Annotated in this window: 21 protein-coding genes; 2 read left to right on the top strand and 19 right to left on the bottom strand. The window is 43.6% G+C overall.

The genetic code is table 11. The features are described 5' to 3' along the window. Positions 1-74: 74 nt before the first annotated feature. Genes moaA through A3M5_RS0118940 form a run of 4 tightly spaced genes read right to left on the bottom strand, consistent with a single transcriptional unit; the run spans position 75 to position 3,046 of the window. Positions 75-1,091 (bottom strand): GTP 3',8-cyclase MoaA, encoded by a 1,017-nt coding sequence (gene moaA, locus A3M5_RS0118955; protein ID WP_026221819.1) that lies wholly within the window; start codon positions 1,089-1,091, stop codon positions 75-77. Between the two features lie 25 nt (positions 1,092-1,116). Beyond that, positions 1,117-1,350, bottom strand: a complete 234-nt coding sequence (gene moaD, locus A3M5_RS0118950) for a molybdopterin converting factor subunit 1 (RefSeq protein ID WP_018395354.1) — start codon at positions 1,348-1,350, stop codon at positions 1,117-1,119. 2 nt (positions 1,351-1,352) lie between these two features. Further along, positions 1,353-1,787, bottom strand: a complete 435-nt coding sequence (locus A3M5_RS0118945; protein ID WP_026221818.1) for a molybdenum cofactor biosynthesis protein MoaE — start codon at positions 1,785-1,787, stop codon at positions 1,353-1,355. Then, a complete protein-coding gene (locus tag A3M5_RS0118940) occupies positions 1,787-3,046 on the bottom strand; it encodes a molybdopterin molybdotransferase MoeA (RefSeq protein ID WP_018395352.1) in 1,260 nt (419 codons plus the stop codon). The genes A3M5_RS0118945 and A3M5_RS0118940 overlap by 1 nt, the downstream gene beginning before the upstream one ends. A gap of 69 nt (positions 3,047-3,115) precedes the next feature. On the opposite strand from A3M5_RS0118940, the gene moaC reads away from it, so the two are divergent. Continuing rightward, on the top strand, positions 3,116-3,610 hold the full coding sequence (gene moaC / locus A3M5_RS0118935) for a cyclic pyranopterin monophosphate synthase MoaC (protein WP_018395351.1): 495 nt from the start codon (positions 3,116-3,118) through the stop codon (positions 3,608-3,610). Positions 3,611-3,694: 84 nt separating this feature from the next. Here moaC and A3M5_RS0118930 read toward each other — a convergent pair whose 3' ends face one another. The 14 genes from A3M5_RS0118930 to A3M5_RS0118865 form a co-directional block, all read right to left on the bottom strand. Next, a complete protein-coding gene (locus A3M5_RS0118930) occupies positions 3,695-4,195 on the bottom strand; it encodes a MogA/MoaB family molybdenum cofactor biosynthesis protein (protein WP_018395350.1) in 501 nt (166 codons plus the stop codon). Between the two features lie 19 nt (positions 4,196-4,214). Then, a complete protein-coding gene (locus A3M5_RS0118925) occupies positions 4,215-5,234 on the bottom strand; it encodes a ThiF family adenylyltransferase (RefSeq protein WP_018395349.1) in 1,020 nt (339 codons plus the stop codon). 227 nt (positions 5,235-5,461) lie between these two features. Then, entirely contained in the window at positions 5,462-5,935 is a 474-nt protein-coding gene (locus tag A3M5_RS0118920) for a nucleoside deaminase (RefSeq protein ID WP_018395348.1), read from the bottom strand. After that, entirely contained in the window at positions 5,928-9,860 is a 3,933-nt protein-coding gene (locus A3M5_RS0118915; protein ID WP_018395347.1) for a tetratricopeptide repeat protein, read from the bottom strand. The genes A3M5_RS0118920 and A3M5_RS0118915 overlap by 8 nt, the downstream gene beginning before the upstream one ends. A gap of 178 nt (positions 9,861-10,038) precedes the next feature. Next, a complete protein-coding gene (locus tag A3M5_RS0118910) occupies positions 10,039-10,332 on the bottom strand; it encodes a DUF2325 domain-containing protein (RefSeq protein WP_018395346.1) in 294 nt (97 codons plus the stop codon). Between the two features lie 83 nt (positions 10,333-10,415). Then, positions 10,416-11,489, bottom strand: coding sequence for a sulfate/molybdate ABC transporter ATP-binding protein (locus A3M5_RS0118905; protein WP_018395345.1), 1,074 nt, complete (start codon positions 11,487-11,489; stop codon positions 10,416-10,418). Between the two features lie 17 nt (positions 11,490-11,506). Continuing rightward, positions 11,507-12,370, bottom strand: coding sequence for a sulfate ABC transporter permease subunit CysW (gene cysW / locus A3M5_RS0118900; protein ID WP_018395344.1), 864 nt, complete (start codon positions 12,368-12,370; stop codon positions 11,507-11,509). Positions 12,371-12,382: 12 nt separating this feature from the next. After that, on the bottom strand, positions 12,383-13,216 hold the full coding sequence (gene cysT / locus A3M5_RS0118895; protein ID WP_018395343.1) for a sulfate ABC transporter permease subunit CysT: 834 nt from the start codon (positions 13,214-13,216) through the stop codon (positions 12,383-12,385). 79 nt (positions 13,217-13,295) lie between these two features. After that, entirely contained in the window at positions 13,296-14,357 is a 1,062-nt protein-coding gene (locus A3M5_RS0118890; protein WP_018395342.1) for a sulfate ABC transporter substrate-binding protein, read from the bottom strand. Between the two features lie 106 nt (positions 14,358-14,463). After that, entirely contained in the window at positions 14,464-14,655 is a 192-nt protein-coding gene (locus A3M5_RS0118885; RefSeq protein WP_018395341.1) for a YezD family protein, read from the bottom strand. 245 nt (positions 14,656-14,900) lie between these two features. Next, positions 14,901-15,326 (bottom strand): RrF2 family transcriptional regulator, encoded by a 426-nt coding sequence (locus A3M5_RS0118880; RefSeq protein ID WP_018395340.1) that lies wholly within the window; start codon positions 15,324-15,326, stop codon positions 14,901-14,903. Positions 15,327-15,502: 176 nt separating this feature from the next. Then, complete coding sequence (locus tag A3M5_RS0118875) at positions 15,503-15,760, bottom strand: hypothetical protein (RefSeq protein ID WP_018395339.1); 258 nt, start codon at positions 15,758-15,760, stop codon at positions 15,503-15,505. Between the two features lie 58 nt (positions 15,761-15,818). After that, entirely contained in the window at positions 15,819-16,169 is a 351-nt protein-coding gene (locus A3M5_RS0118870; protein ID WP_026221816.1) for a GIY-YIG nuclease family protein, read from the bottom strand. Between the two features lie 14 nt (positions 16,170-16,183). Further along, positions 16,184-16,930, bottom strand: a complete 747-nt coding sequence (locus tag A3M5_RS0118865) for a DUF2087 domain-containing protein (RefSeq protein ID WP_018395337.1) — start codon at positions 16,928-16,930, stop codon at positions 16,184-16,186. A gap of 243 nt (positions 16,931-17,173) precedes the next feature. Here A3M5_RS0118865 and A3M5_RS0118860 point away from each other — a divergent pair, with 243 nt between their 5' ends. Next, a complete protein-coding gene (locus A3M5_RS0118860) occupies positions 17,174-18,145 on the top strand; it encodes a carbohydrate kinase family protein (protein WP_018395336.1) in 972 nt (323 codons plus the stop codon). Positions 18,146-18,254: 109 nt separating this feature from the next. Here the strand turns inward: A3M5_RS0118860 and A3M5_RS0118855 are convergent, their stop codons facing one another. After that, a complete protein-coding gene (locus A3M5_RS0118855; protein ID WP_155894739.1) occupies positions 18,255-19,235 on the bottom strand; it encodes an MBL fold metallo-hydrolase in 981 nt (326 codons plus the stop codon). Between the last annotated feature and the right edge of the window lie 323 nt (positions 19,236-19,558).

The following is a 19,558-nucleotide window of genomic DNA, read 5'->3' as shown; positions in this document are numbered from 1 at the left end:
CCTTTTTTCATTCATCATAACGCAAACAGCCTGCAGAGAAAAATCTCTACAGGCTATTATCTATTTTCAACTACTTAGCCGCCGATGTACGACATGCCAATTTTCTTTCGATTCTTCGCCGTCTGCTCTGTCCGTTCATCTGAATAGCGGTCGTCTCGTTTTTCCCATATACTCCGGACAGCAGATGCAAGCTCCTTATCCTCAGCACCAGACCGGATGAGCGCCCGAAGGTCGTGTCCCACTGATGCAAACAAACACATATAAAATTTTCCATCTGATGACAGACGTGCCCTTGTGCATGAGGAACAAAATGATTCGGAAACCGATGTAATAAACCCGACTTCCGCCGTCGAATCTGCGTATCGGTAACGACCGGCCACTTCCCCAAAATAATCAGCATCTACCGGCGTAAGATTTTCATTTTTTTGCAGCTGTGCTAAAATCTCTTTTTTCGTCACCACTTGCCGGAAGCTCCAGCCGTTATCATTGCCGACATCCATAAACTCAATAAATCGAAGCGTAATGCCACGCTCTTTAAAATAAGCCGCCATTGGTACAACTTCGTGGTCATTCACACCTTTTTGTACAACCATATTTACCTTTACCTGAAAGCCGAGTGCCTTCGCATAGTCGATGTTCTCAAGAATCGGTCCCGGTCCGATGCCACGCCCGTTCATTTTCCCGAACGTTTCTTTAGACAACGAATCGAGGCTTACATTCAATCGTTTTAAACCCGCTTCAAATAGGGCTTTGCCGTGCTGTTTCAGCAGCAGCCCATTCGTCGTCAGTCCAATGTCATCAAGTCCGTCAATCTCACATAACATCCGAATGAGTTCCGGCAAATCTCTTCGCAGGAGCGGTTCGCCACCGGTTATACGAATTTTCTTCACGCCGAATGCAACAAATTGTTTCGCTAAGCGTGTCATTTCTTCAAATGATAACAGCTCGCTTTTTGGCATAAAGGCATAATCATCGCCAAAGACTTCTTTCGGCATACAGTACGTGCACCGGAAATTACATCGATCGGTGACTGAAATACGCAAATCACGCAGCGGTCGCTTTAGCTGATCCAATACGTGGAGACTGGTCATGGCAATCCATCCTTTTTATTTGTCATTATCCTCCGCTGACGGGTGGAATAAAGGCGACATGGTCCCCTGGTTTCACGGATTCGGTTTCAAGTACATACTCTTCGTTCACAGCCACTTGTACGGCTGAAAAATCAAATGCCGGGTATGTATTCGCTGCCCACTTCACAATGTCTTCCACTGTTCCGTCTGTCCATTGAATGTCTTCTGATGCTTTTCCAGCTGCTTCTTTCAACCCTGCAAAATAATGAAGATGAATCATCGTCATTCACTCCCTGGTTTATATGATTGGTCGCCTATCCACTCTTCGCCATCTTCCCACATTTCTTTTTTCCAGATGGGGACGACTTTTTTGATTTGTTCTATCGCGTATTCATTCGCTTCATAGGCCGCTTTCCGGTGTGGCGATGATACAGCAATCACGACGGCAATATCTGAAATGGAGAGCGCTCCGATACGATGGACAATCGCAACACGGGAGCCCGGCCACTTTTGTTTAATTCCCACACCAATTTCTGTCAGTTTCTTCTCCGCCATCGGTACATATGCTTCATATTCTAAATACATGGTCCGCTTGCCATTCGTCCATTCGCGCACTGTACCCGCAAATAATGTGACAGCTCCCGCTCCTGGATGCGTGACATACTCCATATAACGTGCTGGTTCAAGCGGTTCGGTCGTGACTTCAAAAGGCTTCATTAATTGAGCACCCATGATTCCACCCCTTCTTCTGTTCCAATGAGCAGGACATCGACTTCATCGCCCTTTTGAAAGCCCCTTGTTCCACCCGGCAGTACCATAAAGGCATTGCCCCGAGCGATCGATGTCACTGAGTTTGATTTATTAAATCCAGCTGGTGCGATAAAAGAGCCTTTCGGTGTCGATTTATAGACCGCCCGGATAAAACGGTTAAACGGATTCGCTTTTGCAAAATCGGCTGTTAACACCGCTTTTGTATAAGCCAAATACGGCTTATCATTGCCCATCATCGATAATAGGGCCGGTCTTGTAAATAGTTCAAAACCGACAAAGCAAGCGGATGGATTTCCAGATAAACCAAATAAGAAGGTATCGTTTACATGCGCTACAGTTGTCACACTCCCTGGGCGCATCATTACTTTGTTAAATAATACTTCCGCGCCGAGCCGCTTATATACGGCTGGCAAATAATCAAAGTCACCGACCGATACACCGCCTGTCGTGATGACCGCGTCACATTCATGGACAGCTTCTTTCACCATGTTAAAACAAGCATCCTCATCATCCGGCAGCGTGCCAAGCAATCGGCATTCGATCCCCATTCGTTTCAACTGGGCCGCAATCATTGGCCCGTTTGAATTGCGAATTTTGCCCGGTTCAAGCGGTTCATTTACGTCAAGCAGTTCTGTGCCTGTCGCTAAAAGCCCGACGATTGGCCGCTTTGCCACCTGCACGTTTGCGTAGCCAAATGTCGCGAGCACTGCAATGACCCCAGGCTGAATAAATGCGCCTGCCTCTACGATGACTTCTCCTTCTTTTGCATCTTCGCCTTTTGGCGACACATTTTCCATTGGCGCAAACGGCTTACGAATGGTAAACGTTTGCCCATCAATCACAGTCTGTTCAAGCATGACGATAGCGTCCGCTCCTTCTGGCAGCGGCGCCCCCGTCATAATTCGGACTGCTTCTCGTTCGCCTAACGTATGTGATGATACCGCACCTGCACCTATGTGATCCATAACAGTAAATGCGATTCGTGATTCACCAGATGCACCTTCTGTATCAACCGATCGCACTGCAAATCCGTCGTAAGGAGAACGATCAAACGGAGGAACGGGGTGGCTAGCTATAACCGGTTCGGCTAAAATGCGGCCATACGCTTCTTCAAGCAGCACCGACTCGCTTTTGACATGTGCCACCCGTTTCATCACTCTGTCTACTGCTTCTTTTACTGGAATCGGCTTCCGTTTTTCGACCACGATAAACGCCTCTCTTTCTTTTTCTCATGATATACTACTTTCATAACGCACTAAGAAAGGATGAAACTTATGTCTGAATTGACTCATTTTAACGAACAAGGACGAGCGAAAATGGTGGACGTATCCGATAAATCAGAAACCGTCCGAACAGCTATTGCGCACTCGTCTATCGAAGTAAGTAAAGTCATTTACGATCAGATTGCTTCTGGCCAAAATAAAAAAGGGGATGTATTTGCGGTCGCACAAGTTGCTGGTATTATGGCTGCCAAGCAAACCTCATCCATTATCCCCATGTGCCACCCAATCCCTCTCACTGGTGTCAACATAACGTTTGAATGGGATATTGACGTCTCAAACAACCATTATGCCGTACTAATTCATGCCGAAGTGAAAACAAAAGGCGTCACGGGCGTTGAAATGGAAGCATTAACGGCTGCATCCGCCGCAGCTTTGACAATTTATGATATGTGCAAAGCGGCTGACAAAGAAATGGTCATCGGCCCAACATTCTTACTTAGCAAAACCGGCGGGAAAAATGGGGATTACGAACGCGCACGCAATTAAGCGGCGTGTTTTCTTTCATCTGTATACGTGACAACATATAAGAATGTGGATGAAATGGCATCGATGCCAACAGAAACCGTTTCATCATTTCCTCACTTCATGAAGCAAATGTGCTGCTTCCGGCAAAATCAGTCGCTTCATTGCCAAATCTACAGCCCCCCGCGATCCTGGAAGCGCAAACAAAAGTTTATTTCCACCTGCTGTTCCGGCCGCTGCCCTTGATAGCATCGCCTTCGTACCGATATCTTCTGTGAAGCTCAAATAGCGAAAGATTTCCCCAAATCCCGGAATTTCTTTTTCAAAAAACGGTTGGACCGTTTCAATCGTTACATCACGTGGGGCAATGCCTGTTCCACCTGTCACAATAATAAGATCCATTTCTTTATCGTGAAGCCATTTTTGTATTATCCGCGCAATAGCTGTCTGCTCATCCGGCACGATGGCGTAATCGATTATTGTATGTCCGGCCTTTTTGAGCAGCTCTTTTATATGAATACCACTTTTATCTGTTTCTTCTGTTCTCGTGTCGCTTACAGTTAGCACTGCAACAGATACAAGTAAATCATTCGAAAAGTCTACCGACATGGTCCGATCCCCCATTTTTTCAGTTGAATAATTGATTGTACAGCTTCATTGCTTTGTTTACATCCTGCATATCGTGAAAAAAGAGCCGGCCGTTTGCGAATAAGACAATCCGGCTGTCTTCGTACATCATTTGCAAAAAATAGGGTGTCCGTTTACGCCTTAGATCAAGTTGTTTAGCAATCCGTTCACCGTCATCAAGCGTTAACTGTCGGCCTGCAGCAGGTGTCAGTTGAATGGTATCGCGACCGCATAAAACAGCCGCTTTCGTTTCTTGCGATTGATTCAATGATGGATATGTTCGTTCTTTGCCGCATGACGGGCAGTCTGGCCGCTTCATTTTACGGAGGCCGAATTGATTTTGCTCATTCATCCATACATCAATCCGAAGCAGCTCTTTTCGCATTACGTCGTGGTTCCCCGTCAGCCATTTCATCACTTCGGCACATTGATAGGAAGCCGTAATCTGTACAGCAGGCGCAATCACTCCTGCTGTATCACACGTTTCCCCAGATGAAGGCAGAACCGGGAGAAGACAGCGGAAACAAGCTCCTTGATCCGGAACAAATGGCATGACCACACTTGATCCACCGACACACGCTCCATACACCCATGGAATACCATATTTCAAACTCGCATCATTGATGGCAAGTCTCGTTTCAAAATTATCTGTTCCATCTACCAGAATATCACTTGTTGCAGCTAGTTTTTCAATGAGTGCGGCGTCTGCGTGATCCATCCACACTTCAACCCTCACATCGCTGTTAACTTCCGCAAGCCGCTTCTTCGCGGCAACGACTTTCGGAATCATGTCACGTGCATCTTTCTCTGTATAAAGCGGCTGTCTATGCAAATTAGACACTTCCACATAATCCCGGTCGACGATGAGTAGCTGTCCAACACCGGCACGTGCCAGTAGGTCTGCCGCTGCTGAACCGAGCGCGCCGCAACCAATAATGGCGACCTTCGATTCAGCGAGACGGTTTTGTCCATCTGCTCCAATCGGCCGGTAGGTCTGCTGCTTCCTATACCGGTTTTCCATGCTATCCTTCAACCCTCTTCATCATCATTGTTTATTCCTTTTATATGACCATCGCATAAAATGCTCTTTACCTACAGAGTACTTCAACAATTTATGTAATAAAGCATAACATTTTTTCACTATTAAGTTCATTATATTCTGACTTATTTTCATATTTAATGGATTGTATGCCTTCTCTTTATAACAAAAAGACCGGCTAAACGTGACCGGTCTTCCTAAAAGATAATTTAATAGATTATTTTTTTAGATGACGTCGTCCAGTTTTCAAATGGCTCTTTACTCTTATCTATAACCAACTTTTTCATTTTCAACGAACGCTCTTCAATTGGCTGCCCCAGTTCTTCGTAAATAAACTGGTCATCAAATCCAATCGCTGCAGCTTCTTCTTTCGTACAAGCATAATACACCGCATCCGGCCGTGCCCAGTAAATCGCACCGATGCACATTGGACACGGTTCGCAGCTTGTGTAAATCTCACAGCCAGTCAACTGAAAGGACTCTAGATGCTGGCATGCTTCGCGAATCGCCTGTACCTCTGCATGTGCCGTTGGATCATTTGAAGCGGTTACTTCATTGCAGCCTTTCCCAATAATTTCTCCATCTTTGACGACAATGGCGCCAAAAGGTCCGCCATGTCCAGTATCAACATTTTCTTTCGCCAACTGAATCGCATGCGCCATTAATGATTCCTGTTTAGTCATGACTGATCAACTCCTCCATTCGTGGATCGCCTTCTAGCATTTCTTTGAATTGGACCACTACCCGGTCTCGAATCTGATCCGGCACCTGATTTAAAAACTGCTTCGCCTCAGATATCTTATCAATTTCTATAAGGACAAGGATGATACCTGCATATCCTTCTGTTTTATAAGGCGCTATTTCAATCAATTCTTCATATTCCGTGAGTGCATCATCCGGCTGTCGGGTATACATATACGCATCTCCAAGCATTTCCCGCACAACCGCATCAGATGGATGACGTTCTTTTAATAGAAGCAAATGCTTCTTCGCTTCTTGAATATACTTCTCTTTCCCGCTTTCCGTTCCATGACTCATCGCCGCTGCCGCTGCTTTAAATCGCAAACTGTCATCATCGTGATTCGAGAGATAACGTTTCAACACTTTCAACGCGTCATCTGCCACACCTTGCTCGATGAAAAAGATAGCCAGCCTGTCGTACGCACGCGGATCGTCTGGCTCAAACTCAATCGCTTTTTCATAATATGCCGTCACCGTTCCAACAAGGCCAGCTGTTTTAATTCCGCTTGTCAGCTTCTTCAGAAGCCCACGATGCTCTTTTTCCATCTGCTCCCGAACATACAGTACAAGTACATCAGCACTGTTTCGATAAATAGATGCTGTATCTTCATCCAGTAATTCCATCTCTCTTACGAACTTCTCGACCTTCAACAGCTTTTTCGATCGGTAAAGAGCTTCCACCCACGGTTCATATAATGACTCATTGTCAGGTTCTTTTTGAATGAGTGCTTCGATAAGCAACAATGCTTCTTTTATATTGCCTGCTTTTAAATACAATGAAGCCAACTTTGCCTGAAGCTGGACGGATTCTTCTTGTTTGAGCAGACGGATCGCTTCATCTATATTAAGCATATCTGCGAGCGTACCAAGTCGCCATTCTTCATCTGTCGTTCCTTTTAATTTTCCCAGCTGCGTGATTACTTTTTGCCGCTCTGCAGGCGTTGACATCCACTCTGAAAAAAGATCGAAATCACACGACTGTGGCATCTGCTCAAGCACATGAAAAAGATGTCTTTTTCCTTTATTGCAATCACTCGTTTCCATATATAAATGAGCAAGTTCATCATGTGCGGCTGTAAAATTATGATCCAGTTGAATACAGCGGCGCAGATGAAAGACCGCTTTTTCATACTCCTCAATAGCCCGATACAGTTTGCCGAGCCGGTAATGAGGAAACGTGCTTTTCGGATCAAGTTCCACCGCTTCTAAAAGCAGCCATTCCGCTATCTCCATATTCTCCATCTGCTCATGAAAAATCGCTTCATAGCAATAAATGTCGCTGATCGGGTACCGGGCACGCAGCGTTTCCGAAAATACCGCCGCCCGATGAATAAACGGTGTGTCTTCCACGTAATCCACATACATGGAAACATGTTCCGATAAATCATCGCCTCCTGCTGTGAGACCCGCTTCCATAAAGTTGAGCGCCAGCGACTGCTGAATTTCCCGTTCTGCTTCTTCCATCATCATCGCGCCGGCCCGCACAAGTATATCCGGCCTGGTTTCTGCACGAATCACTTGTTCCGCCCGCTCCCAATCATCTTGTTTAATAATCGACTGTGCTTTATATACAACCGCCAGCAATTCACCGTCGTCATCGAGCCTCACTGCTCTGTCATACGCTTCTTCCGCATGATCATACAGCTCACGGCCCATCCGCGTATGGCCGATATACAGCCAGAGAATACCTGTTTTCGATTCCGGTACAAAATCCTCAGCTCCCGTGCATAAATATGCTTCAGCCCGCTCCCATTTTTCTTCCTCCATCCGTATTTCTGCAATACGCAAATACGGATACGGTATAGCCGGGTTCATATCAAGCGCACGCTTCAGCCATTTAGATGCCTGCTTATCGCCAAGCTCCATATAGCAGCGCCCAATTTCATATACGTAATAATCATTGTTTGGATATTCTTCTGAAAGCTGTTCAAACGCGTGAAGTGCTTCTTGAACGGCACCTGACTCCAACAAAATAATTGCATATGTCGAACGGGTAAACTCATCTGTTCCGGCTTGTTCAAGGGCCGTCAATGCATGGTGTCTCGCCAACTGAAACTGTGAAAAATCCGCATAGCTTCTCGCTAAATATGCATAAGCAGACGGCTGGAACGGATCTTTTTCAAGTGACCGATTCAAATGAAAAATCGCTTGCTCCGTTTTGTCTTTCTGGTAATCGACGACTCCCATCAAAAAATGAGCATATGCGTTTTTCTTTTTCACGTTATCCATAACATCTTGAAACTCTTTACCTGTTTGATCGTGCGTGTAATACGACTGTGCAATCAAAAGTTGCACATCTTCGTCATCGTCACCAAATCGCTCCATCACATGACGGATCCATTTTTCCTGATACGGCTTCGCTTTTTCATGCTGAATTATCGATAGACCAAGAATCGACGCAAAAATTTCGCCGTCATTGTTTTCCAGAAATGCAAGAAATGAATCGATTGATGCCTCTATGTTTTGTTCTATTTCTTCCAGATGAACGAACATGCTTTGGAAAAATTGATGTTCCTTTTCATCTAAAGGCTTAAGTAGATGCATCTGTTCTGTCGTGACGAATACGACAGACAGCCGATCTTTTAACCGGTACGTTTTCGCCGCCTCATCATACGGCACCATAACCGCTTCAAATTCATTCGGATCCTGCACTAGCAGTACGCCAAGTCGGTCATCATACCCAACCACGACCTGCACATGCGAGTTGTTTTCAATCAACATATCGAGCATGACCGGGCAGCCTGCATCAATAAACTGTTTATATAAATCGATCGTCCCTTTGAAAAACTTCGATGTAAAACCACGCGACGTCATATAATCAATCGCGGTCATTAGCTTGGATCCAGTCACATCAAATACGTACTCCGCCACTTCATCCTGCGATATTTTTTGACCCAATGTCTGCAAAACCATTGACAACGCAGCCGGCACGCAGTAATTAAGCTTTTGTCTGACCGGCTGAATCGTGAGTTCTTTATACTCGCCATCAGGATTGATCGTCCGCTCGCCTAATTCAGTCGATTGCAACACCTTTTCATGTTGTGAAATCCACGCCCTCAGTTCATCCCATTTTTCAAGACGGTACAGCGCTTCTGCTTTTAAATAAAGGAAATAATCGATGTTTGCGTGAAATGGATTTTCTTCGTTTAACCTTTCCACGTTTTCAAGAACATCTGCGGATCGGCCCATATTACGTAATCTGCGTATTTGTTCCAATTGAAGCGATGGCAAATCCGGAAACCGTTCCGCTCCTTTTTCCAAAAAGTGAAGCGCTTTTTCATGATCTCCCTGTCTTGATAACAGGTCAGCATAGACGAGATAAGAGATGTCACCCCGTTTGTCAAACGGTAGGTTGAGACCTTTCACAATCTCCTGTTCCGCCTGCACCCAGTCGTTCGTTTCCATGTAAAAAGCGGCAAGCTGATCCGGCAGAAGAACACCACCTGCTGTTTTAATGCGTTCCATGTATTCGTCCGCTTCCCGGTAACGATGCAGCTGGCACATCGTCCAAACGAGCAAAAGATAAGCCTCCTTTTGTTCTTCGACAGATAATGAATCGATGTCCTTGTCAAAAAGGTGACGCTTCATTTTCGTCTCCGCTTCCATGCTTTTCCCCTTCTCAAGCAAACTATAGCAATACCACGAAAGAGTGCGCACTGATTGAAATCGCTTATTTGCCATGACCGCCAAAAAATGACTGTAACTGTGCATAGACCCAGCTTCCGCGAGCCGGATCAGCCGGTAATAGTCCTCTTCCGATTCAATTTTAGCAAGAAACTCGCGCAAAGCTTTATATGATTTCAATTCCCAGAGCTGCCGAATTTTCCCGATCAGTTCTGAAACAGTTTTAATATCAGATGGTTTCATGTTGCAACGCCCTTTCTGAAAGTTTTCATTTAACTTTCAGCGTAGCAGACATTCGAAGTACAGGCAAAGAGATTTGTTGTTGATTGTTAACGAATGGACCAATTTAGTGGAGATTAACAGCACGCTATCATCTCGTACAAAAAGGACGATCTCAACGGTTATAGAATGAGCGCAGCCTTCATTCTTGATTCACGAATATCTTTTCTACCTCCTTGTAAATGGAGCTCCACGATCGTTTGGCAAAACAGATGGGGATCGACTGCTCGTTCGCTTTTCGTTTAATGACACTTGAAAGATTATGATTAATATAGTCTGTTAAGACAAGAATGAGGTCGACTTTTTGAGGGATATTCGTTTTTACCATTTTGGCCTTTCGACCGCTCACATGAATCACTTCATCAAATCCATGATGCTCCAATTTGTCTGCTAGTTTATCAATTTTGTCTCCACCTACAACTAATAATGAGGTCATCTTACTATCTCCTTTCTTTTTTTAAAACAAAAAGCTGCCTATCTTTAAAAGATAAGCAGCTTTCAGTCGCCTGATCAGCCTGTTTAAATCGAATAATCTTCTGGAATAAAAACACGAAGCTGGTTTGGTTTAACGAAAACGTCCTCGCCTACTTTTAGCTCCAGCTCTCGGTATCGTTCTCTCGTTAATTCCGCTTCTAAAAATTGATCGGTATCTTCTCGTTTCAACTCGATGTGAACAGACCGGCCGACGGCATGAACGTGGACAACCTTTGCTTGTACGGCTTCATTCGATGTATCTTCTCTGTCAATAGTTACGTCATGCGGACGAACGTAACCGACAGCCTGCTGATTTTCTGCGCTCTCAAAGCCCGGTGCATCCATTTCCACATTTCCATAAAGCAGCTTTCCATTTTGAAGCCTGCCTTGAAATAAATTTACATTCCCCAAGAAATCATATACAAATGGACTGTTTGGATGATCGTATACTTCTTCCGGACTGCCGATCTGTTCAATTTTCCCTTCATTCATGACCACAATCCGGTCGGCTACATCGAGTGCTTCTTCCTGATCATGTGTCACAAAAATACTCGTAATATGGAAGTTATCATGTAGTCTTCGCAGCCAGCGCCGCAGCTCTTTTCGTACTTTTGCATCAAGTGCGCCAAACGGTTCATCAAGAAGCAGCACTTTCGGTTCAACGGCGAGTGCCCGTGCTAGTGCAACACGCTGCCGCTGTCCGCCGGAAAGCTGAGACGGGTAACGGTCCGCGAATGCGTCAAGCTTTACAAGCTCCAGCAGTTCATTCACTTTTGCTTCGATCTCTTTTTTCGACGGCCGCTCTTTTTTCGGACGTACTTTCAATCCATAGGCGACGTTGTCAGACACGGTCATATGCTTAAACAATGCATAATGCTGAAAAACGAACCCGACTTTTCGCTCTGTCGTACGAATGTGGGTCATGTCTTCTTCACCGAATAAAATGACGCCATTATCCGCTTCCTCCAGACCTGCGATAATGCGGAGCAGCGATGTTTTTCCTGACCCGGATGGACCGAGCAGTGCCACGAGCTCTCCGGTTTTGATATCAATATTTATATCATTCAGCGCGTTAAATGAGCCGAATGTTTTTGATACTTCTTTTATTTGAATACTCATATGAAAGCCCTCCTGTCTTATCCGTGCTGACTTGTTTTCCATTCAATGAAATTTTTCAAAACGAGCGTGACGATCGCCAAAATCGACATAAGCGATGCGACAGCAAACGAAGCGGAAAATTGATATTCATTGTATAAAATTTCAATATGAAGCGGCATCGTATTCGTCAAGCCGCGAATATGTCCGGAAACAACCGAAACGGCGCCGAATTCGCCAACTGCCCGGGCATTACAAAGGATGACTCCATATAATAAGCCCCATTTAATGTTCGGCAACGTGACGAGAAGAAACGTTTTAAATCCGCCGGCACCAAGTGTTAAGGATGCTTCTTCCTCCGCCGATCCTTGCGCCTGCATGAGCGGGATCAATTCACGAGCAACAAACGGGAATGTGACAAACAGTGTGGCCAGTACAATACCTGGTACAGCAAAAATAATTTTAATGTCATGTTCGAATAAAAATTCACCGAATAAACCGTGTGCGCTAAATAACAAAACGAATACGAGACCGGCAATAACAGGTGAAACCGCGAACGGCAAATCGATAATTGTAATTAAAAGGCTTTTTCCTTTAAAATCAAATTTTGTCACCGCCCACGCAGCGGCTACACCGAAAATAGCGTTAAGCGGGACCGTCAGCAAGACGACGATCAATGTCAATTTGATTGCTGACAGTGCATCCGGGTCTGTAATGGATGCGAAATACACACTCGCTCCCTGTTCAAATGCTTTTATAAAGATTGCAATGAGCGGCAAGACGAGAAAGATAAGCAAAAACCCGAGTGCAAGCGCGATAAGCAGGACGCGAATCCAAAGCGGTTCTTCTGCTGTCCGCTTGCCTGTTTTTTTACTGCCATGCTGCATTGGAATATGTCCGGCCATGAAATTCCCTCCTTAATTATGAACAAACTTCCGATTCGTCCACCACTGTATTCCGTTAATGAGCAGAAGCAGGACGAACGAAATGATGAGCATGACCGCCGCAATCGCTGTCGCCCCGGCATAATCATATTGTTCCAGCTTTGTCATAATAATGAGCGGTGTAATTTCCGTTTTCATCGGCATGTTTCCTGCAATGAAAACGACCGAGCCATATTCACCGAGCGCCCGCGCAAATGCAAGAGCAAAACCGGTAAGCGTCGCAGGCAAAATCTCTGGAATGATCACTCTAAAAAATGTTTGAATTCGGTTTGCTCCTAAAATAGCGGAAGCCTCTTCCATTTCCTGATCGAGGTTTTGAAGTACGGGCTGTACCATCCGCACAACGAATGGCAAACCAATAAATGTTAACGCGATCGTAATACCAATGGGAGTAAACGCAACTTTAAACGATAAAAACTGACCAATCCAGCCGTTTTCCGTATATAGTGTTGTTAATGCGATACCCGCTACGGCGGTAGGAAGCGCAAACGGTAAATCTACCAGTCCGTCTATTACGCGCTTGCCCGGGAATGAATAACGAACGAGCACCCAGGCAATAAGCACGCCGAATATCACATTTATACAGGCTGCTGCAAACGCGGCTCCAAAACTTAGTTTATAAGAGGCAACAACACGCGGTTCTGTCACTGTCGCCCAGAAATCCGCCCAGCCCATTGATGAAGTATTAATAAAAATCATCGATAGCGGCAGCAAGACGAGCAAGCTGACATACAACATCGTAAACCCGAGCGACAGCCCGAATCCCGGTAATATGCTATGTTTCTTAAATCTCCAGTTCTTCGCCATGACATCACCTTCATTTCTATAATAAATAAACGATATAGTTTAAAAAATATCGGTGGGAACGAATCCCACCGTCTTCGCCTTATTGTGGCTGATAAATTTCATCAAACGTGCCGCCATCGTTAAAGTGTGTTTCTTGGGCTTTTTTCCATCCACCAAAATCATCGTCAATAGTGACGAGATTAATGTCTGGGAATTGATCGGCGTATTTCTTTAATACTTCTTCGTTACGTGGACGGTAGTAGTTTTTCGCGGCGATTTCTTGACCTTTTTCCGTGTACAAGTATTCAAGATACGCCTGCGCCACTTCTTCTGTGCCTTTTTTCTCTACGTTTTTATCTACAACCGCAACTGGCGGCTCCGCTAAAATACTAATTGATGGGACAACAATTTCAAATTCGTCTTTTCCAAGTTCGTTCAGTGAAAGAAATGCCTCATTTTCCCAAGCAATCAGAACATCGCCAATGCCACGTTCCACAAATGTCGTCGTTGAACCCCGTGCACCTGTATCGAGCACTTCCACGTTTTTATAAATATTTCCGACGAATTCTTTAATCTTCGCTTCATCTCCATTAAACTGCTTATCCGCGTATGCCCAGGCAGCCAAATAATTCCAGCGTGCACCGCCTGATGTTTTCGGATTTGGCGTAATAACCGATACGCCTTCTTTCGCTAAATCATTCCAATCTTTAATGCCTTTTGGATTGTCTTTACGTACTAAGAAAACAATCGTTGACGTGTAAGGAGTTGAGTTATCTTCCAATCTTGTCTGCCAGTCTTCTGCAATTAAATCACGGTTCGCGGCAACTTCATCAATATCTCCAGCAAGAGCCAGTGTCACAACATCCGCCTCCAAGCCGTCAATCACTGCACGGCCTTGTTTCCCGGACCCTCCATGCGATTGCTGGATGGTGACTTCCTGGCCCGTTTCTTCTTTCCAATGTGCAGCAAATTCTTTATTAAACTCTTCATACAATTCACGCGTTGGATCATAAGAGACGTTCAAAATTTCAACCGGTTCTTTTTTAGCAGTAGAGGCCGTTTCTCCGCTCCCGCTGCTTTCTTCTGAGCCACAGCCTGCTAAAATAGCCGCTGTCGCTGTAATCGCAACTAAAAATTTGGATGCTGTTTTCTTTTTTTGCATCGTGTAAAACCCCTCTCACCTGTTTGTTTTTATATAAAAAAAGGCAGACTTTATTTAATATTTACTTATTAAAAAGAGTCTGCCTTCAGTCTGTCTGATCGGCTTTTTATTGAATTCTTATTTGTTTTGGTCTTTCAAATGCCTGACTTTTCTTCAAAGGAAACCGCTGCTTTTCCAGCCGGTCAATTTGTGTAATTTGCGAATCATGTATGACAATTTCCACCGATCCGTATTCAATTCCTTTTAGCGACTGCACAATACGCTCAATCCACTGATCATCAATTCTTTTTTCTGACATGTCGTTCCCCTCCATTTTTTAATCTTGACTATATCAGTCGACTTTTGCACAAAAAAGGCTCCAAGTAATCTACATTCAAAAAAACGTTTAGATTGCAAGGAGCCTTCAGTTATCTGATCGGCAGTCTTTTGTATGTAGTTTTTTATAACCAAGTATTTAGGTTTGTTTTATTTGATTAATTGGATTATAGCGCATCCTGTATAACATGTCTATACGTTTTTTTCAAAAAATTGAATTTATTTAAATTATATTGGTACAACTGGCCGCAGTTTGCCTTGCAGTAAATCATCCAGTGTCGTTTGTTCTAACACGTAAGCGATCGTGTCTCTCACAAGTGTCCAGAGCGGTTTCAACAAGCATTCTTCTTCAAGTGGACACGGCTCATATGCTGTAATGCTTGCACATTTCATCGGCGAAAGCGGTCCTTCGATTTTACGAATGACTTCTCCTAGATTAATGTGTTCTGGTGATCCCTTCAGTAAGTACCCACCTTGGACTCCTCGTCTACTTTCAACATATCCGAGCTTTTTCAACTGAAGCAAAATCTGCTCAAGGTAACGAACTGTCACAAGTGTCTTTTCAGAAATTTCACTGATCGACATTAACTCTTTCTTCTGTCCAAGTACGATTAAGGCACGCAGCGCATACTCTCCACGACTAGATACTTTCATTTTGAATTCCCCCCTTTCCTTAAAACCGACTAATTCAATAAGATTTATTTAAATTATATGTGGATCCTAAATAAATGTCTATAAAAAAATGAAAAAAGCGATCTAAATTCGATCGCTTTTTTCATTTCGTGCTCTATTCATCTGTTAAATTACCTTGAGCTGGAATAGGATGGTCTTTAAAACATTTTAGCTAAATGCATTGTATTGTACGTCAGCATTTGCACATGTTTTTTCGTGAACTCATTGTCCCGGCCGCCTTCCATATCACTGCTAATTCCATATGAAATGTGATAATCCGCCAACCCTACAATTTCAGATTTCACTTGATGCTGTTGAAAAATAGCTTGAACTTCCTTTGAAAGAGCCTCTGTATGTGATGGTTCATCGGAGTTTTTCAAGGAAGCATTCAAAATAAGTGCTTTTATATTCGTCATTGAATTCCTCCCATTTTGCTTTCATACAGTGTCTACCCTTTTTCCAGAAAATTAGTCTTCACTTCACTTTATTATATCCGTTCTCTCCATACGGCTGTAATTTTTCCAGCCACTTCTCTTCTAGCTTCTCGAGTTCCCTTTTTTCATCAAAAAAGCTGGTTTCTTTCTTTTTTAATACTTCAAGCACGTCGAATTCAAATGAATCCTTTCCGAACTCATTCCACTCTTTTTGCAGCTCTTTATGTGTACTTGAACCGGCTTCAAGTTCAAACTTGCGCCCGTTCAATGTTTTTAAATTCCGTGTGCTTGCAATGAAAATCTTACCGTTCACCACATTTTTGATTTGATAAATTCCTGCTTCTATTGTTGTTTCCTTATATTGCTGTTTCAATTCTTTTTTGCGGTCCATTTCACTTTCCTCCATTACTCATTCACCCAGTAGGCACTGCCGTCTGATTTTCTTCTTAAAAATCCATATTCGATTAAATATCGTCTTACTTTGACGTAATCATCAAAAATCGCAGCGATGATTTCGTTCACTTCTTTTTCGTTATAAGTCTGCCCTACAGAAAACTTTTTGGCAATTTTTCTCATGACAATGAGGCGCTGTTTTTCTTTTGGTGGAAACGTAAGCAGCACACCATCCGGCATAAATTTCGCAATCGTCTTTGCCTGCTCCTCTTCCGTTACATCATAGCGGCTGTCAATCATCTTCGCTTTTTGATGAGGCGGCACGAGCGACGGTGCATGGGCATCTTTTTCTTTTAGCAGCTCCATTAATGCCAAAAACATTTTCGCCTGACGTTCTTTTTCTTTCAGCACAAAACGGTGATTCCGGATTGTCGATGCACTGCCAATTCCCATCTCTTTCTGCACTTCTTTATCATTTTTTCCTTCATAAAAAAGACGCATTAGATTATTTTGATGCTCCGTTAAGCCAGTCAGTTTTTTATCCATGCCTATAATGTAATCAAATACTGATTCATGCGATTGCTCTATGTGAAGCTGCATATATCGCTCTGCTTCATATAAGACTTCTTTCTCCGGATAAATAAGTCCCTTTTCAACTTTTGTTCCGCAAAGCAAACAAAGAAAGTTCTTTTTTTCTTCTACATACCCCCGCTTTAATTCATCTAGCGGCGCATTCCAAAAACGTTCCGAAACATCCATTAACCAAACACCACCTAAATAAGTTTCGCTATTAATAAACATATTATATTTTTGTTTGTTTTATGTCAACTTTCCGAAGAGATCTTATTTAAAGTTGATAATGCTTTAGCCAAACACCATTCTTTATAGCGAAAAATGATTTTCGCAACTTAAATCGTGTATAATTTATACAAAAGACAGTCTCTAACAATTGCATATATTGCTGGATGAACTCGTGTCATAAAATAGATGGGAGAATGAGAGATGGGTACGTTATATTCAATTGGTGAAGTATTAATTGACTTTATTCCGCTTCAAAAAGGACGGGCATTGAAAGATGTCGTGTCGTTTGAACGAGCTCCTGGTGGTGCGCCGGCAAACGTAGCAGCAGCCGTTGCCAAACTGGGTGGCCATTCTAAGATGATCACAAAGCTCGGGGCGGATGCATTTGGCGATTTTTTATTAGAAAAACTAGAAGAAACTGGTGTGGATACAAGACATGTCATTCGCACACACGAAGCAAATACAGGGCTCGCATTCGTTTCACTTCGAGATGACGGTGAACGTGATTTTTCATTTTACCGGAAGCCGTCTGCAGATTTGCTTTTGACGGCTGATGAAGTGGATGAGTCAATCTTTGAAGCTGGCGATATTTTGCATTTTTGTTCGGTTGATTTAGTCGACAGCCCGATGAAGCAGGCCCATGTAAAAGCGATGCAATCAGCAAAAGAAAGCGGCGCCTTAATCAGCTTCGATCCAAACGTACGCCTGCCGCTCTGGGACAGCCCCGATGCATGCCGCGAAACCATTCTCGAGTTTATTCCTAAAGCACATATCGTGAAAATTTCCGATGAAGAGCTTGCTTTTATAGCGGGAATAGAGGACGAGGATAAAGCGATTGCGTCGCTGTTTGTCGGTGATGTACAGACAGTTATTTATACGAAAGGGGCTGCCGGTGCAACGCTTTATGTACAGGATATAACGATTGATTCTAGCGGTTATTCTGTTGACGTACAGGACACCACCGGAGCCGGTGATGCTTTTATTGGTGCATTGCTGTATCTACTGCTTGAAGCTGGGGCAGATCAAAAAGGACTCTCTGCTGTTCTCGCACACCACGGCCATTCCATCCTGGCCTTCGCCAACGCAGCCGGTGCAATTTCGACAACCGGAAAAGGCGCAATTTCATCATTGCCTTCTAAAAATCAAATTGAAGACATGCTCAAAACCCCCTAAGCACCATGCTTAAGGGGGTTCTGCTTGTTTATCAAGTTTTCTAACCAGTCCACCTCATTTCTGACCGGTTATCGAGTTTTTTTCATACTTATGTAAAATAAACTTTTTGTTACGGCTGAATTGTATATTGCCACACACCATCCACCTTTATTTTCGCAACACGTCCCCGGTTTTCCAAATAATCAAGATGACCGATCACTTCCGACATAACGAGAGAAAACTGATCGTAATAAACATTTTTATAATAACGTAAGGCGATTTCAGCTGCTGTAGCCGAACCGTTTTCAATAAAAGAAACAAATTTCCCCGCTTTTTTATCGATGCGGCTTAACCGATTTTGAATCAATGATTCCCCATTTTCAATTAACGTCCCATGTCCTGGGAAAACGATATTCATTTTTAAATCCAGACATTTTTTCATGGAATTCCTATGCTGGACAAGTGTCATCATTCGATTACCTGAAGAATCCGGTTCAACTAGCGCATTGCTCGATATGTGGCTGATTAGCAAATCACCTCCGAACAGCCATCCCCTTTTCTCATCATAAAGCGCCATTTGATCTGGTGCATGACCAGGCGTTTCGATTATACGTAATGAAAGACTTGTCAAAAAGTCATCCTCGATCGGTGTTAAACTGGCTTGCAGCGCGTTGTCCTTATTTTTTTCAATGGCCTCTCTAACAAAACGAGCCTGCTGTTCACCGGCTTTCCCGCATCCCATCTCTTTGTACAGTTTTTCAAAGAAATCGGCTCTTTTCTCCAAAAAAGCTGGTTCCCGTTTTAAACGTGGAACAGCCTCCTTGTGAACGAAAACGGGTATTAGATGGTGTGAGACAATTCGATCGACAAGTCCTACATGATCAATGTGATGATGTGTCAATATAATACCGTTTAAATCGCTAAGTGAAAGATCATTTACTTCGAGCGTATGTAGGAGTGTATTCCAGCATGCTTCATCGTTCATGCCGGCATCGATCAAATAAAGCATCTCTCTTTCCTTGAGCAAAAAGAAATTCACGCTTTTCAAACTGGAAGAGTTCGAAACGATCACCGGAAAAACAGTCTGTCCATCTCGTTCTATTTTCATCATTATCCATCCTTTTGTTTTTTCTTAACACATACGTGCAGACGAACGCACCATCGGCGTTACAGATTCCCTCTACCGGCACTTTGTCCATTTTCATTTTCGTCATTCGTTACTTTTTATCATGTTATGTATCCTTTTATCTGTAACATTCTTATATAAGAAAGAATAAACCTGTATAGGACAAGGGATGGATGGCGTTATAGATCGTCTTCCGGTTCATCTGTAACGGTTTTGTATACGAAGAAACCCGCAATCGTCCATCACCTTCTTCCATACTACCATCCCTTTATAAAAAAGATAAACCATTGCTCGTAATGGCGCATAAG

The organism is Bacillus sp. 37MA (genome assembly GCF_000372765.1).
GTDB lineage: Bacteria > Bacillota > Bacilli > Bacillales > Domibacillaceae > Domibacillus > Domibacillus aminovorans.
The sequence above is the reverse complement of the archived record's forward strand: the minus strand, read 5'-3'. Positions and strand labels throughout refer to the sequence as shown.